Origin of the sequence: Methylacidiphilum kamchatkense Kam1, assembly GCF_007475525.1 — a bacterium.
In the GTDB taxonomy this organism is placed as follows: domain Bacteria; phylum Verrucomicrobiota; class Verrucomicrobiia; order Methylacidiphilales; family Methylacidiphilaceae; genus Methylacidiphilum; species Methylacidiphilum kamchatkense.
Window position 1 is genome coordinate 2,035,088 of the sequence record NZ_CP037899.1, and the last position, 15,454, is coordinate 2,050,541.

The window sequence follows — 15,454 nt, forward strand, 5'->3', positions numbered from 1 at the left end:
AACATTAGAAAAAAACAGGAGTCGTCTGAAAATATATTGATTGGATATAATAAATGGAAATAATGACTGATTGTTGCCAAAGAAAATATATTTTTTTGCTTCCTCTTTTGTTTTTCTCTTTTTTCTTCTTTGAGAACTCAAAATCCCAATCAGACCCTGTCTCAAACCATTCTAATCCCGATATTGATCAGTCTAAAAAAGTCAAAGACCAACAAACCATTCCATCTTCTCCATCCACCTCGACCGCTCAAACGATTCCCCAAGAACAATCCTCTATCTTTCCTTCTGTTATGCTTTCCTCTCCCCCCGCAATGGTGCTTGCTCCAGTTACCGTGACAGCGCAAGAAGAACTTCCTGAAGAAGAAAATGTAGTCTTATCAAACAAACAATCAGAAGTTCTTGGCCCAGCAATGAAAATTATCGATATCCCCAGAACAATACAGTCCATTAGCCGACAGGAATTAAACACAATAAACGCGCAATCAACAAATGATCTCGCTGCCTTTATCCCAGGAGTTAATCCTTCTCAAATTACAGGGAGTCCAGCTGGGGAACCCATTGTTAGGGGATTGCCCGCAACTGTCTATAGAAATGGGATGCTCGTTGGTTTTAGTCAGTCTGCCCAATATGGGCCGCTTATGAACATGAATGCCTATGATAATTTGGATGTGGTCACTGGACCCGTCAGCATTGTCTTTGGCCCCCAAGAATTAGCAGGCGGATTTGCCAACGAAGTAACCAAACAACCCTATTTTGATAAATTTAGGGGCAGTGCCGATTATACCGTAGGGATGTATCAGACTAATTTTTGGAACATCGATTTAGGAGGCCTCATCCTTAGTGACAAACTTGCTTACCGGTTCGATTATTTTGGGCAGGATGGCTATGCCCCCTACAACTATTATGATGGAGCTTATCTTAATAGAGAATGCTGGTATTTAGCTTTAAGTGCAAAGCCTTATGAAAATTTATCCATCGATTTCAATACCGAACTAGATGACAACCATCTAAATACGGTTGCTGGAATCAACCGTCCAGATCAAGCACTTATTAATAATAGACTCTATCAAACAGGCAGTCTTTTAGGTTGGTATGGACCTACTGGAATACTTCATCAAGGTCTGGGAACAGCTCCCCCTGGAGCTGGTTATGCTGTATCTTGGGGACCTCAGGTAGAGATTAGTCCTCGAAGCAATATTTTTGAGAACCCAGAAGATGGAGATAGACAACTCTATTATGTAGCGCAATGCATAGAAACTTTAAAAATAAATGATGACCTTTCTGTTATTAACAATTCTCTTTTTGAATTTTATAATTCTTTTATTGATCAAGCGATCCCATCGGACTTTTGGGGAGTCCTCCCTTCTGGATACGATTTTGATAATCGATTAGAATGGCGGTATTCTTTTGATCTCTTGCCTAAAGGCCAAACGTCACAATCCTATCCTCAAGAAGGGCAAGAAGATCTTTTTTCTTCTTCTCTTTCTTTCCACAACCAGATTGACGGGGGTATCGAATTTCGCTTTTTTTCTGACAAAGAATACGCTGGGGTATGGCATCAACCTGTCAATATCTGGAATTTGACTCAACCGCTAACTTACAACAATTTCACCCCCATTGTCCCTTTTGCGGCGGCCATCAGCCCTATCTACCAAAATCCTTATCTGACCGATATTCCTGTTCCTGGACACCCAGGGATGTACTATAATGTTTTTAACTATCTTTCCACAGCTGACACCTTTTCTACCCTTTCCCCATTCTATCAGCACCAGATTAATTTTACCGACCAATGGAGCCTTATGCTTGCTGGAAGAATGAATGCTTTTTTTGTGCAAGCCTCCCCTCCTCCTGGCACCCCCGCTGAAATTTCTCAAGCTGCCCCCTCTTTTGGCCTCCCTCCTTATACCTCTACCTCCATGAACATCGTTCAACCTGAGCTTACTATTAGCCCCAGTTACAAGCCCTTCCCTTGGATGACCAGCTACTTCACCTTTTTCTACGGCCAAACCACACTCCTCTCCCAGTTCGGTAGCTTCGCCCCAGAATTCCCCTCCGCGTATTACCATCAAAACAATTTCCTCTATGAAGTTGGCACCAAATTTAGCCTGCTCCATGATAAACTTTTCTTAGGCATCTCTGGCTACTATCAAACAGGCTATATCCCCGCTCAAGTCATCCCCGGAGGCCCTATAGCTACCACTCAAATTGCCATCAAAGGCGCACAGCTAAACGCCAACTATCAGCCTAACAAAAACTTCTGGCTGAACTTCGGTTATGCCTTCATCGCAGGTCAAGAGCTCTGGCAGGGACTCCCGCTAGGACCTTTAGCTTCACAACCTTATTCTAGTTCTGTTGCTAAGCTCTATGGCCTACCCGTAGACCCATTGGTCAATGAATCTCCTCTCAACTACCCTTTCATTGGCTTCCCTCATAACTACGGGAACATAATGGCCACTTATAAGTTCGATAACGGCCTAGGCATCTCCCTCTGGGCTTTGGCCGAAAGTGGGAATTTCATCTTTTATACCTATTCCACTCGGATCCCCTCCTGGTATACCCTCAATGCTAGAATCTTCTACAGCTCAAAAAGATGGGAAGCTAGCCTCTACCTCTATAACATCACCAACGAACATTATTGGTTACCAGGTGCCCCAGGCTTTAGTGCAGCTAGAAATTTTAACTATGATTATATTGTTCCTCAACTTCCTTTCTGGATCCAAGGGACTGTAAGAGTATATTTTTAAACTTTTTTTTCCTTACTAATACCAGCTAAAGTCAATTTTGAAAGAGGAGTTAAAGAATCGATTAATCGTGCTGCTTTTTTGCCGCTGAGAATAGCTCCTTCTATTGTAGCAGGCAGTCCCGTGTCTGTCCAATCCCCTGCAATAACAAAATTTTTCCATTCTGTCTGAGGGTGTGGCCTATATTTTAAAGAAGTGGGATCAAATTTAGGGGTAGCACCTAGAGATTTAAAAAGAAAGCTACCACAAAGCTTTGATTCGATTGAGCGGGGTATTAGCCGGTTAACTTCTTTCCAAATGATTTTTTCAACCTCTTTAGAACTCAAACTGAGGATATTTTTTGGAGGAGCACTAATTACTGCTACATAAGAATAAAAAGGAAAAGACAATAGTTCTTTATCCATTATTAGATTTCTTGAAAAAAGCCATTGTACTGGAGAATCTAAAAACCCTATAACAGGTTGATCCGTAAAAGGTCGATCAACCCAAAAATACAAACTTAGAATTGGAGACTGTTCGATAAACTCACAGTTCTTTCTCAAGGACGATTCTTTCGGCAACAAACTGCCCAATATATGCCACGGAAGGGCGCTTAAAAAATAGTCAACGGAATCGGATGCAAACTCTTTACCATCGACAGTTTTGATGGACTTCAAATAGTTCTCTTCAAATTCAAGAGACCAAACAGAAGTTCTAAAAAATAATTTTCCTCCACAAGCATTTATAAGCCGTTCGAACTCATTAGAAAATAGCTCACTTAATCCTACGCGACTAAAAATAAGACTAAGATCTTTTCTTTTGCCTAAAATGGTTTTTTTCAGTACAGAATAAAAGAGCTCTGCTGAAGCTTGCTCTATTGACAAATTTAATGCAGCCACACAGAGGGGCTCCCAAAGGGAGCGAATTAATGAAACACTCTGCTTCTTTCTTCTTAGCCAATCGGAGACTGATTCTCTTTCAGAGGGCTTTTCATGAAGCATAACAGAAAGGAGGAAAAAAAAGGCTTTAAACCAATCGCTAACCGAAAGCTCCGAATAACGGAGGAGTGCTACAAGCAGATGGAAAGGGGCTGGAAGATTTCCAGCCTCGAGCACTGAACTACCTTTTTCACTAACAAAACTAAGTTTTAAAGGATCGATCCATAATAGCTTTGAGCTGATGCCTATTTTCTCAACAAATTCTAAAGTATGGTGATAGCAGCCCATCATTATATGTTGACCAGTATCTATTATTTGTTTGGTTTGAGGCTCTAGGAAGCTTCCTGCCCTTCCCCCTAATTTTGATTTTGATTCCAACAGGATTACCTCATGACCAAGGGAGATCAACTCTAAGGCAGCAGATACTCCAGAAAAACCACCTCCAAGAATCACAATCTTTTTTGGAGGTCCCGAAGGAAGAGTTGAGTCAGGAACAAAAGCATGCTTGAATAAAACCTTGAGTATAGAAGCAAGCTTTTGAGCCTTGTTTAAGCGAATCGAATGATGAAACACATCAAACCGTTTTGTTTTTATTTTTTCTAAGATGGCTTTATAGACAGAACTCATGATCTCTGCTGCCAGCAGTTTTGGCTTATCCAATGGATGGATGAGTTTGGAAGATTTAGCAAAGTAATGCTTTGCTCGAAAATATTGGAGTCTAAAAAAATCGCGGATTTTTGGGCTCCATCTCAAAGTAAGGATGTCTTCTTCGCTAATCCCATGGATTTCCAGCTCATCTAAAGGAAAGTAGATTCTACCAAAAGAGGCATCCTTGGGAACATCTCGCAGAATATTTGTAAGTTGGAAAGCTGTCCCCAGAGCCAGCGCATAGTCTTTACTAAGAGCATGGCGACAACCAAAAATCTCAATGCTCACCAATCCTACCGCTCCTGCAACTCGATAACAATATAGCGAAAGCTCGTCGAAATTTTTATATCTTCTTTTTTCTATATCCATTTCTACGCCAAGAATAATCTCCTGAAGAATTTCCTGGGGAAGATTCCATTTGTGAACGACTTGACTAAGTTCTTTGCCCAATGGGGAAGAAGGAACTGAAGAATAAATTTTTTCTAGTTCTTTTTTCCAAAAAAGGATCCCTTCCTTTTTTTCATGGGTAGAAAGAACTGTTGAATCGGCAATATCATCAATTACCCGACAAAAGGCATAAAAGACGGTCATGGCCCATCTTTGTTCTTTCGGCAAACAAAAAAAGGAAAGAGCCAAATTTGACTTGCTCTTGGAAGTTACCGTTTGTCCGATCAATGGAGAGTTCATGCCTGAATTAGTATTCTTACTCTAAGTATTTCACTTAGAACCTCGTGCAAGTCATCCTTAAGGTAAATGACTTTTGTGAGCCTAGCAGAAAGTGGATGGAATACCATAATTTTTCAATTCTTGCAAGAAACAGGACAAGGGATAGAGAGAAATTGCATAAGCAAAAGCTCAAAAGGCTTCTTCTTTTTAACGCAGTAGTCCCAAAAAGCAGATCAGGCTTGTTAATGGAAACATCACAGGAAAAATACAATGGAGAAAGACCGGATGCGGTCTTTTTAAAGCTAATCTGAAAGATTCTTTCTTGCAAATTGCACTGAAAAAGATTTTCCTGCTTTCTTTGGTTGAATAACTGGCTTTGTCGGCGGATTTTCTGCTCTATCTGCATGTCTTGTTCATTCTTTTAATTTCTACTCTTTTCTTACTTTTGAAGCAGCTTCATTGGACAGGTAGGATGGTCATTGAATGTGTTAAAAAAGTTTCTTTTCTATTTTACTTTTGGTTTTACGTTAAATTCCGATTCATTAAAATGAAAGATCTTCCATTTGTTATATAGAATCCATTTTCTCTTTCGATACTTAGGAGTATAAATATGAAATCTCAAACAATAAAGCAGTTTATAGATCATCATTTCAGACATTTTAATGCCGCATCACTTAAAGAAGCAGCGAAAGGGTATGTGCGACATATCGAATCGGGGGGAAAGATGATGATTGCTCTGGGGGAGCTATGAGCACTGCTGAACTAGGAATTTCTCTTGCAGAAATGATCAGGCAGGATAAGGTGCATGCCATTTCGTGTACAGGGGCTAATTTAGAAGAGGATATTTTCAACCTTGTGGCCCATAACTTCTACCAAATGATTCCTCATTATAGAGAACTCAGTGCGGATGAAGAGGTTGCATTATATGAAAAGCATCTCAATCGTGTCACTGATACGTGCATTCCTGAAGAGGAAGCGATGCGACGGATTGAACGGGTAATCCTTGAGGAATGGATAGAAGCAGACAAGAAAAAACAGCGATTTTTTCCTCATGAATTTATTTGGAAAATCTTAAAATCAGGAAAGTTAAAGCCTTTTTATCAAATTGATCCAAAAGACAGCTGGGTACTTGCAGCTATGGAAAAAAACCTTTTCATAGTTGTCCCCGGCTGGGAAGATTCTACTCTTGGCAATATGTATGCCGCACATTGTCTTCAAGGCCATATTAAAGATCCTATGACAATAAAAAGTGGTATAGAGTATATGATGGAGCTTGCCCAATTTTATCTCCAAACAACCAAAAACCACTCTTTAGGACTATTTCAAATTGGAGGTGGCATTTCCGGTGATTTCCCGATCTGCGTCGTTCCCATGTTACATCAGGATATGCAACTTCCGAATGTCCCTTTATGGGGATATTTCTGCCAAATCAGCGATGCAACGACTAGCTATGGTTCCTATAGTGGTGCCTCTCCAAATGAAAAAATCACCTGGGGAAAATTAGGGAAGGACACTCCGAAATTTGTCATCGAATCCGATGCGACCATTGTAGCACCATTGCTATTTTCTTACGTTTTAGAAAGTTAGTTAATAATGATCAATCCGCCTCACTCAAAGAATTGGTTCAATTTAAACCTTCCAAAATCTAATACAATGAATTGGAATTTGATCCGATTTAAAATAGAGGAGCAGTCCTTTCCCTAAGGACTGCCTTAGCTCAGCTATACAATAGAGCTGCCTGTACCACTGTCCTATCTAACACCCTATTCTGCAGAAGTCTGCAGAATAGGGTCAGTTACTTTCAGCTTCTAATTTTCTTGCTTTAGTTCCTAAGACAGGATTTAATTTATCCCACTGATCCCTTATTTAGGGAAGCTAGACAATATCCCACATAGAAGCTTCAATAATTCAGATCTTTTCCTAGCTCCCGGTTAAAGGATCCACCGGCTTGAATGCTAGCAGACTTTTCATAGGATTGCTTCTTTTAGTCACTCTTCAATCCAAACACCTTTCAAACAACTAGAACTAGTCTTGTGTATTTTTAGTATCAGATGGAAAGCAGAGTGAGAAATACCCCTGCTAGCATCTCTTCCTCTTTCATAAGCCATGTTAGTAACCTGGCATAAAAATATTTTGGTGACTTTTATCTACAAATCTACTTCACCCATCTGCATAGGTGGCAAGGGAACTTTCTGCTTATTGCATCTGCTCATAAGCGCTCAGCGGTTGCTAAAGATGCCAGTACTTTGCAAAAATGGGAATAATCAGAATGGCTAAAACATTCACTACTTTGATCATTGGATTAATGGCTGGACCGGCAGTATCTTTATAAGGATCGCCAACCGTATCTCCAGTTACAGCCGCCGCATGCGCTTCTGATCCTTTCCCTCCAAAGTTCCCTTCTTCTATCCATTTTTTCGCATTATCCCAAGCTGCTCCTCCTGAAGTCATTGAAATAGCAACAAATAAACCGGTGACAATAGTACCAATAAGTGCTCCACCTAATACCACAGGACCAAGCCCAGGGATAATCGCTATTCCCAATACAGCCAATAGAGGCAAGATCGCAGGGAAAATCATTTCTTTTAATGCCGCTTTTGTCACAATATCAACACACCGCCCATATTGAGGTCTATCGACTCCTTTCAGTATACCAGGAATTTCTCTAATCTGACGTCGAACTTCTTGAACGACGCTCCCAGCCGCCCTCCCCACCGCGGACATGCTTCTAGCAGCAAAAAGATAAGGAAGGAGTCCTCCGATAAAAAGGCCTATAATCACTTTGGGATCTTGTAGCTTAAACTGAAGTTCTTGCGCAATTGTTGCAGAGCTGAAATGCTTGAGTTCTTCTACGTAAGAGCCAAAAAGGACTAAGGCAGCTAAGCCTGCTGAACCAATAGCATAGCCTTTCGTTACTGCTTTCATCGTATTTCCAACAGCATCTAACTCATCTGTGATCTGCCTCACTGATTTCGGCAATTGGCTCATTTCTACAATGCCTCCAGCATTATCCGTAATTGGACCGAAAGCATCTAATGATATCACAATACCAGCCATACTGAGCATGCAGCGCACGGCAATAGCAACCCCATACAAACCTCCAAGCCAATAGGTTAACATGACTGCAGCTCCAATAAAAAGCACGGGCAAAGCTGTCGCTTCCATTCCCGTAGCCAACCCTGCAATGATATTTGTGGCATGTCCTGTTTGTGAGGCATGAGCAATGATCTGTACAGGTTTGCGTGTGGTTGCCGTATAGTAATCGGTTATGAGGAATATAGCAGCAGTCATCAACACACCAACAACCGAACAAGCAAAAATATTTAGCCAATTAGAAGGGAAAAGGAAATAGGAGAGGGGTAAGAAAAGGGCTGAAGACACCACACCATTGACCATAACACCATTAAGGAGCGCTTTTGCTGGAGGAGCCTTCGATACGCTTACATAAAAAATCCCAGAAAGAGCCCCCAAAATTGTAACCATACCTACTAAAAAGGGATAGGCCGTCGCAGCAGGATCTCCGCCTAAGACAACGACGGCAACAAGTACTGCTCCGATAAGACTCACCACATAGGTTTCAAAAACATCCGCGGCCATTCCTGCACAATCACCAACATTATCGCCGACATTATCAGCAATGGTTGCAGGATTCCGAGGGTCATCTTCATTAAGGTTTTGTTCTATTTTCCCCGTCAAATCCGCTCCTACGTCGGCAGCCTTGGTATAAATCCCTCCTCCCAACCGAGCGAAAACACTAATTAGGCTTGCTCCAAGGGCAAGACCAACAAGGGAAGAAGAAGTTTCTGTGACTCCTTGATAATGTAAGGAGAGAGCATAGAATAGACCAACGGAAAAAAGAGCTAGTCCAACAACAAGCAATCCGGTGACCGAGCCACCAAGGAAAGACACATGTAATGCTTTATCTTTACTCTGAGTAGCAGCTTGAGCTGTTCTAACATTAGCCTGAACCGCCACGCGCATCCCTATTAGTCCTGCAAGATATGAACAAAACGAACCCAATAAAAACCCCGAAGCCGTCCACCAATTTTTAAAAAGCCCGATTAGCAGAAAAAGCACTGCCGCAATCCCAAGGATGGTAACAAGCTGTCTGTTAAGATAAGCCTTTGCTCCCTCTTCGATAGCTCCGGCAATCATCCTCATCCTTTCATTTCCACTGTCTAGGGATCGAATTCGAAAAGCGAGAATGATAGCCACTAATATGCCAAGCAAGCTAAAACCGATAGAAATTCCGATGGATGAATTGATTAAGAATGTTTGCATAATTTGGACGGAAATTGTAGTTAATGCTGATCACGAATCAAGTTTAACAACATGTTTTATCAACTGTAACTGAATAAGCCTATCAACATGTGCTCATTTTAGTTTCTACAATAAAAATTCAGTTCATAATCTTCATGGGCAGTGAGGGAATCGAACCCCCGACCCTCTCGGTGTAAACGAGATGCTCTGCCGCCTGAGCTAACTGCCCCAAAACTTACGACAAAACGGCTCCGACTAATTTGATAACTGGTTCGGCATAAAATCCAAGCAAAATGGATCCAATACTCAAAATCCACAGCAAAACTTTAGTGGCTGGGCTTAACACAATCCTTTGAACCGTTTCGGGTTCAGCCCAAAACATGGCTCGCACCACCCCTATATAATAATATAAGCCAGCGGCAGCACAGAGCGCACCAATAATCACTAGCAGATGCTGCCCACTTTCCCAAGCCGCAAGAAATACCATCAGTTTACCAAAAAAACCCATTAAAGGGGGCAGCCCAGCTAAGGAAATCATAGCAAAGGCCATTGACCAGGCTAAAAGCCCGTTTTTTTGATAAAGGCCATTGAAATCCTTGATGGAAACCCCACTGGGTTGATTCTTTTCAAGGAGAATAACAACAAGAAAAGCGGCAAAAATAGCAACCAGGTAAGCAAAAAAATAATAAATAACAGCCGCACATCCAATTGTATTATGCGCAGATAGCCCCATAAGCAAAAAACCCCCATGACTAATACTCGAATAGCCAAGCATTCTTTTTATATTTCTTTGTGGGATAGCTGCCAGATTACCTAAAATAACGGAGAGGAGGGCCATTAGAACAATTAAAGGGATCCAATGCTTCTGAAAACTTTGGTCATAAAAAGGAAGGTTCAAAACTCTTAGTAGAACAACAAATCCAGCAGCTTTGGATCCAACCGCCAAATAAGAAGTGATCGGCGTAGATGCTCCTTGATAGACATCAGGGGTCCAAACATGAAAAGGCACAGCTGAGGCTTTAAACCCAAGACCAACTAGAACAAATATAAGACCAAGGACTAAAGGAGCACTCACTGGGTTGTTTTGAGCAAAGCGTGCTACTTCATCAAATTGAGTCGAACCTGTGATTCCAAAAACAAAAGCTATACCCATAACAAGAAAAGAAGAAGCCAAAGCTCCTATGACCAAATACTTAACCCCTGCCTCCAAAGCCGAAGGAAATTCTTTTTGAAAAGCTACCAATACATAGAAAGAAACGGTGACAATTTCAAGCCCAACAAACAGAAGAATAAAATCCCTCACTGAGGCTAACAAAGCCATGCCAGCAGTAGTTAATAAGGGCAAAGTATAAAATTCTGCTCTCCCTTTGGTAATAAGACTGTTGCTTTCCAAACTTAGGTAGGTAACAAGGAATCCAGTTATCAAAAAGAACACTTTCCACAGAACTGCCATTTTGTCCCAGACATACAGTCCATTCCAATAAATACCCTGATTATCAACAAAAGGAAGCAGCAGAACTCCTGAGATCAGATAAGAAGCCAAGACAAGAATGCCCACACTCTTATAATTAGGTTTTGCTATGGCTTGCCACAAGAGCAGAAACAAAGCAGACAGGGTCAGGAAACATTCGGGACTACAAAGAACAAATAACGCATTCATCGTAGATAATCCAGACTAATAACTTGTTAACTTCTTTAGATAAAAGGACTCGCTTTCTGTCTTTACCAAAAATTTCATTGTGTTCTATCGAAATCAATTTGCAGAGAAGTAGTGTTCTACGGTCGGTTTAATAACTGAAAGAAGAGAACTTGGCATCATTCCAATAATGAGAAGAGAAGCCATAAGCAAAAGATAAGGGAACTTCTTGGTCAGTCCCTGAAGGTCTTCCACATCGTTCAAATGCGCGGGGAGTTTACCAAAAAAAACGGATTGAACGGCCCGAAGTTGATAGACAGCCGATATGACAATTCCCCAAATTGCCAAAGCAGTAATCCACGGTTGAGCTTGCCATGACCCAAAAAGATTAGTAGCTCCCCAGTAAAATTCGCCAGCCCAGGGACCCCAATCGAAGCAAAAGAAGCTAAAACAAAGGCTACAGAAACAAATGGCATTCTTTGGCCTAGTCCGCCAAGTTCACTAAACTTTATTTCACCAGTTCTCTCCTTAATTTCTCCTGCCAGCGCAAAAAGCAAGGCGATCGAAAGCCCATGAGCTACCATAAGAACTACTACTCCACTGATTCCTATCTTATTCCAGCTTGCAAGCCCCAAAAAGATATAGCCCATATGCATAACACTAGAATAGCCCAACATCGTTGTTAGCTCTTTTTGGACAATCGTCACATACCCTATGTAGAGAATGTTACCCAGCAGAAGTATATACAACCAGCTTTTCCAATGTTCCAATCCTCCAGGAAGCAGTGGAATAGCCACCCTTAACAGTCCATAAAGCCCAAATTTTTTTAGCACTCCAGCATGGAGCATTGCTGCAGGAGTCGGAGCTACTGCATAACCGGTTGGCGCCCATGTATAAAAAGGAAAAAGAGAAACCAATGTGCCAAAGCCAACAAGCAAAAAAGCAAAAGGGACAGCCTCTTTGCTTATAGGCAAAGGATGGGCTTTTGCATAGTCAAGGAGCCTAGGGATATCAAAAGTCCTCGCTTCTTGTGGGAGCAATACAAGCAAAGCAAGAATGCCAACAAGGAGAACCAAGCTACCCACCATTAAATAAAGGGTAATTTGAAGACTCACAAACTGCCTGTTTTCAGATCCCCAAATTCCAATCAAAAGAAATGTTGGAATAAGGGCAAACTCATGAAAGATATAAAAAAAGAAGAGATCTAAAGAAACAAAGGCACCAATTGCCCCAAGAGAAATAGCAAGAAGATAGCTATAAAATTCCGACTCCCTTTTGATCCCTTCAGGAGCAACTATGATGGCAGCCAGTGTCACAATAGTAGTTAAAAGAATAAGAGGCAGATTCATGCCATCTACACCCACATGGTAGTGGATTTCAGGGAGTCCTGGGAGTTGTATCCAACGGACATCTTGAACGAATTGAAAGTCTTGAATCTTGGGATCATACTGGAAATAAATCCACAAACTGACGAGCAAATTTAGCAAACTAGCTCCTAATGCAGCTTGACGGGCTGGTACTCTAAGAATTATAGCAATAAAAGCCAATAAGGGAACAAAAAGAAGAACGCTTACAAATGACATGCTAACCTCTTTCCATGATCTCGTTTACAAAACAAAAAACTTCCCATAACTGTGGTTCCGATTATTTCCATTTCAAAATCACCACCAACTTTCTTTTTTCTACCTTGCTCATCCCACACAATTTACCTACCAAGGCTTAACTTCTGACTAGAAAAAAGACTAATATGGCTGCAGCTCCAACGCCAAAAATAAAAGCATAACTGCGGATATTGCCGGTTTGAAAAACCCTTAATAGTTCTCCTCCCACACTTACCAAAAAAGCTGAGCCTCTGACAATCCCAAAGCCAATGATCCATTCATCCAGCCAAGCAAAAACTCCCGCTACAAGTTGCTGGAGTTTCAGTAGGGTCAAATCATACAGTTCATCGAAATAAAACTTATTTTTAAACAATGGAAAGATGACGATTTCTTTTTGTTTTTTCCAATAAGCAAAAGCCCCTATCCCCACTCCAGTTAGCCCCACAAGTACTGAGAAAATCATCACATTAAGTTTTGATGCCTCCGACATAGCTTCATGAGCAGTCCCAAAGGCCTTTTCAATCCCTACCACAGAATATCCTCCAACCAAAGCAAAGAATGAAAGAATGATCATTGGCAATCCCATAACAGAAGGTGACTCATGGGCATGTTCAGCAACTTCCGACTTAGGAGCTCCCAAAAAAGTGACGACAAACAACCTTGTCATATAAAAAGCGGTAAGCCCAGCCGTAAATAAACCAATCCAAAAGAGCATTTTGTTTTTTTCACCAACCATCTCCAGGATCGTATCCTTGCTATAAAAGCCAGAAAATCCAGGAATGCCTGCAAGCGCACAGGTCCCAATAAAAAAAGTAACAAAGGTCACGGGCATTTTTTTCCATAATCCACCCATTTTCCAAATGTTCTGCTCATGATGCAAAACATGCAAAATAGATCCTGCACCGAGGAATAAAAGGGCCTTAAAAAAAGCATGAGTACAAAGATGGAACATGGCAGCGATAGTCGCAGAAGAACCTACGGCCATGACCATATAGCCTAGCTGTGACATGGTAGAATAAGCTAATATTCTCTTTATGTCATCTTGCTGCGTAGCCGTTAGCGCAGCCACCAGAGCAGTAATCCCTCCTGTCCATGCAATAACTTCCAGCGCCTGCTCCGATTGTTCTAATACAAAGAAAATTCTACAAAGCATATAGACACCTGCAGCAACCATAGTTGCCGCATGGATTAAGGCAGAAACAGGAGTAGGGCCTTCCATAGCATCTGGAAGCCAAACATGAAGAGGAATCTGAGCTGACTTGCCGACGCAACCACAAAAAAGCAAAAGCCCCATTATCGTCACTAAGGGGTGTCCCTTAAAATAGGAAGAAAGGGAAGGATCAAACATCAAGCTACCTGTGAAGGTCCAAAACATGATAATGCCTAACAGAAAGCCAAAATCCCCTATTCGGTTAGCTAAAAAGGCCTTAGTAGCCGCATTGGCTGCAGAAGGTTTTTCAAACCAAAAACCAATTAAAAGATAGGAACTGACTCCAACAAGCTCCCAAAATATATACATCATGATAAAGTTGGTTGCTACAACGATACCAAGCATCGAGAGCATAAAAAGAGAAAGCTCAGCAAAAAATCGACTTCTGCCAGGGTCTTCGCCCATATAGCCCATTGAATAAATATGAATCATGAGCCCAACTCCCGTTACGACCAGTAGCATGACTTTCGAAAGCGAATCGAAAACCATTCCTAGCTGAATAGTAAGTCCACCAATGTCTATCCAATTTATGGCAGCCGGTTCATGAATCGATCCAAGAGCAACTCCTATGGCAATTAGAAAACTAATTGCACAAGCCCCTACAGAAACTAGCTGACTTAAAAAAGGGAAAGGCTTTAAAAACGCCCATATCATAAAAGCCGATAACAAGGGAGCAAGTAATAAGACCCAAGCTAATAACGAGGAGGTATTCATTTTTTCCTATAGGACTTCTAAAACTTCAGCAAAGTGATATCTTCGGCTTTGGTAGAATGCTTGACACGAAAGAGTGCAACAATTAAGGCAAGGCCTACAGCAACTTCAGCAGCAGCTACCGTAATCACAAAAAAAACCAGCACTTGTCCGGAAAGATTAGAATTATATCGACTAAAAGCAACAAGGGCTAGATTTGCTGCATTTAACATAATCTCCAAACACATATAGATAATGATCATATCCCTCCTTAAGATTATCCCTGCAAGGCCAATCGCAAAAAGGATACCACTAGCCGTCAAATAATGAGTTAAGCCAATTTGCATCTTCTTTTCTATCCCACTATGGTTAATGGGCTAAACTTAATAAAAAAACAAACGCCCTTTTTAAATGTTTTCGTATTCTATCATTAGATTTCTTTCAAGATCTCTCAGCCGATTCTATCACAAAGACAGTTTTTCCTCATTTTAATCCAAGTCTTTTTTGCTCAAAATGATCACTCCAATCATTGAAATTAAAAGCAGAACTCCAACAGCTTCAAAGGCCAGAGCATAGTTGCCAAAAAGTAGTTCTCCCAAGGCCTTTATACTGTTGTTTTGAATCACGTTGTCCGTTTTACCTACTAAAGAAGTTATATTCTTTCCAGCCAGAAAGAACCCAATCCCAAGCAATAAGACAGTCAGAAACCCTCCAATAATACCCAGCATCCTAAAGTTAGCTTGCTGTTCAGCTTTTAAATCTAAAAGCATGATAATAAACAAAAAGAGCACCATGACGGCTCCTGCATAAACCAACACTTGTACGGCTGCCAAAAAATAAGCACCCAGCAGTACAAAAAGCCCGGCAATACAGATAATCATTAAGACAAGGTTCATGGCGGATGCCACAGGATTTTTATTGGCAATGACTCCAATCCCACTGCCAATCATTGCGAGAACAAAGGTCCAAAAAAAGAAATTTTCCATGATCAACTTCGATAATAAAAAGGATTGAAAATCCTAAAAACTAAAAAATAAAAATCAACAAGAAAACACTTCGACTGATTCCAAAAAAAAAGTCCCATA

Annotated in this window: 8 protein-coding genes, 1 tRNA gene and 1 pseudogene; 2 read left to right on the forward strand and 8 right to left on the reverse strand. The window is 41.1% G+C overall.

Going from position 1 to position 15,454, the window contains the following annotated elements:
- Positions 1-53: 53 nt before the first annotated feature.
- A complete protein-coding gene (locus kam1_RS09330; RefSeq protein WP_244946060.1) occupies positions 54-2,744 on the forward strand; it encodes a TonB-dependent receptor in 2,691 nt (896 codons plus the stop codon).
- Here kam1_RS09330 and hpnE read toward each other — a convergent pair.
- Positions 2,741-4,993: a hydroxysqualene dehydroxylase HpnE gene (hpnE, locus tag kam1_RS09335; RefSeq protein WP_143958414.1), complete on the reverse strand. Its 2,253-nt coding sequence runs from the start codon at positions 4,991-4,993 to the stop codon at positions 2,741-2,743. The two genes, kam1_RS09330 and hpnE, sit on opposite strands and share 4 nt — an antisense overlap.
- A gap of 589 nt (positions 4,994-5,582) precedes the next feature.
- Between hpnE and kam1_RS09340 the strand changes: the two are divergent.
- A pseudogene (locus tag kam1_RS09340) lies at positions 5,583-6,559 on the forward strand (deoxyhypusine synthase family protein).
- A 642-nt stretch (positions 6,560-7,201) separates the two neighbouring features.
- Here kam1_RS09340 and kam1_RS09345 read toward each other — a convergent pair.
- The 7 genes from kam1_RS09345 to kam1_RS09375 form a co-directional block, all read right to left on the reverse strand.
- Positions 7,202-9,253 (reverse strand): sodium-translocating pyrophosphatase, encoded by a 2,052-nt coding sequence (locus kam1_RS09345; protein WP_039721401.1) that lies wholly within the window; start codon positions 9,251-9,253, stop codon positions 7,202-7,204.
- A gap of 135 nt (positions 9,254-9,388) precedes the next feature.
- Positions 9,389-9,461, reverse strand: a tRNA-Val gene (locus kam1_RS09350).
- Positions 9,462-9,467: 6 nt separating this feature from the next.
- Complete coding sequence (locus tag kam1_RS09355) at positions 9,468-10,892, reverse strand: NADH-quinone oxidoreductase subunit N (protein WP_039721402.1); 1,425 nt, start codon at positions 10,890-10,892, stop codon at positions 9,468-9,470.
- Between the two features lie 236 nt (positions 10,893-11,128).
- The gene (locus kam1_RS09360) at positions 11,129-12,451 is read right to left on the reverse strand and encodes a complex I subunit 4 family protein (RefSeq protein ID WP_244946063.1); all 1,323 of its coding nucleotides are present in this window, start codon (positions 12,449-12,451) and stop codon (positions 11,129-11,131) included.
- Between the two features lie 136 nt (positions 12,452-12,587).
- Positions 12,588-14,393 (reverse strand): NADH-quinone oxidoreductase subunit L, encoded by a 1,806-nt coding sequence (gene nuoL, locus kam1_RS09365; protein ID WP_143958415.1) that lies wholly within the window; start codon positions 14,391-14,393, stop codon positions 12,588-12,590.
- Positions 14,394-14,410: 17 nt separating this feature from the next.
- The gene (gene nuoK, locus kam1_RS09370) at positions 14,411-14,716 is read right to left on the reverse strand and encodes an NADH-quinone oxidoreductase subunit NuoK (RefSeq protein WP_039721404.1); all 306 of its coding nucleotides are present in this window, start codon (positions 14,714-14,716) and stop codon (positions 14,411-14,413) included.
- Between the two features lie 141 nt (positions 14,717-14,857).
- Positions 14,858-15,355 carry an NADH-quinone oxidoreductase subunit J gene (locus tag kam1_RS09375; protein WP_039721405.1) on the reverse strand — a complete coding sequence of 166 codons (498 nt, stop codon included), beginning with the start codon at positions 15,353-15,355 and terminating at the stop codon, positions 14,858-14,860.
- Positions 15,356-15,454 lie beyond the last annotated feature (99 nt).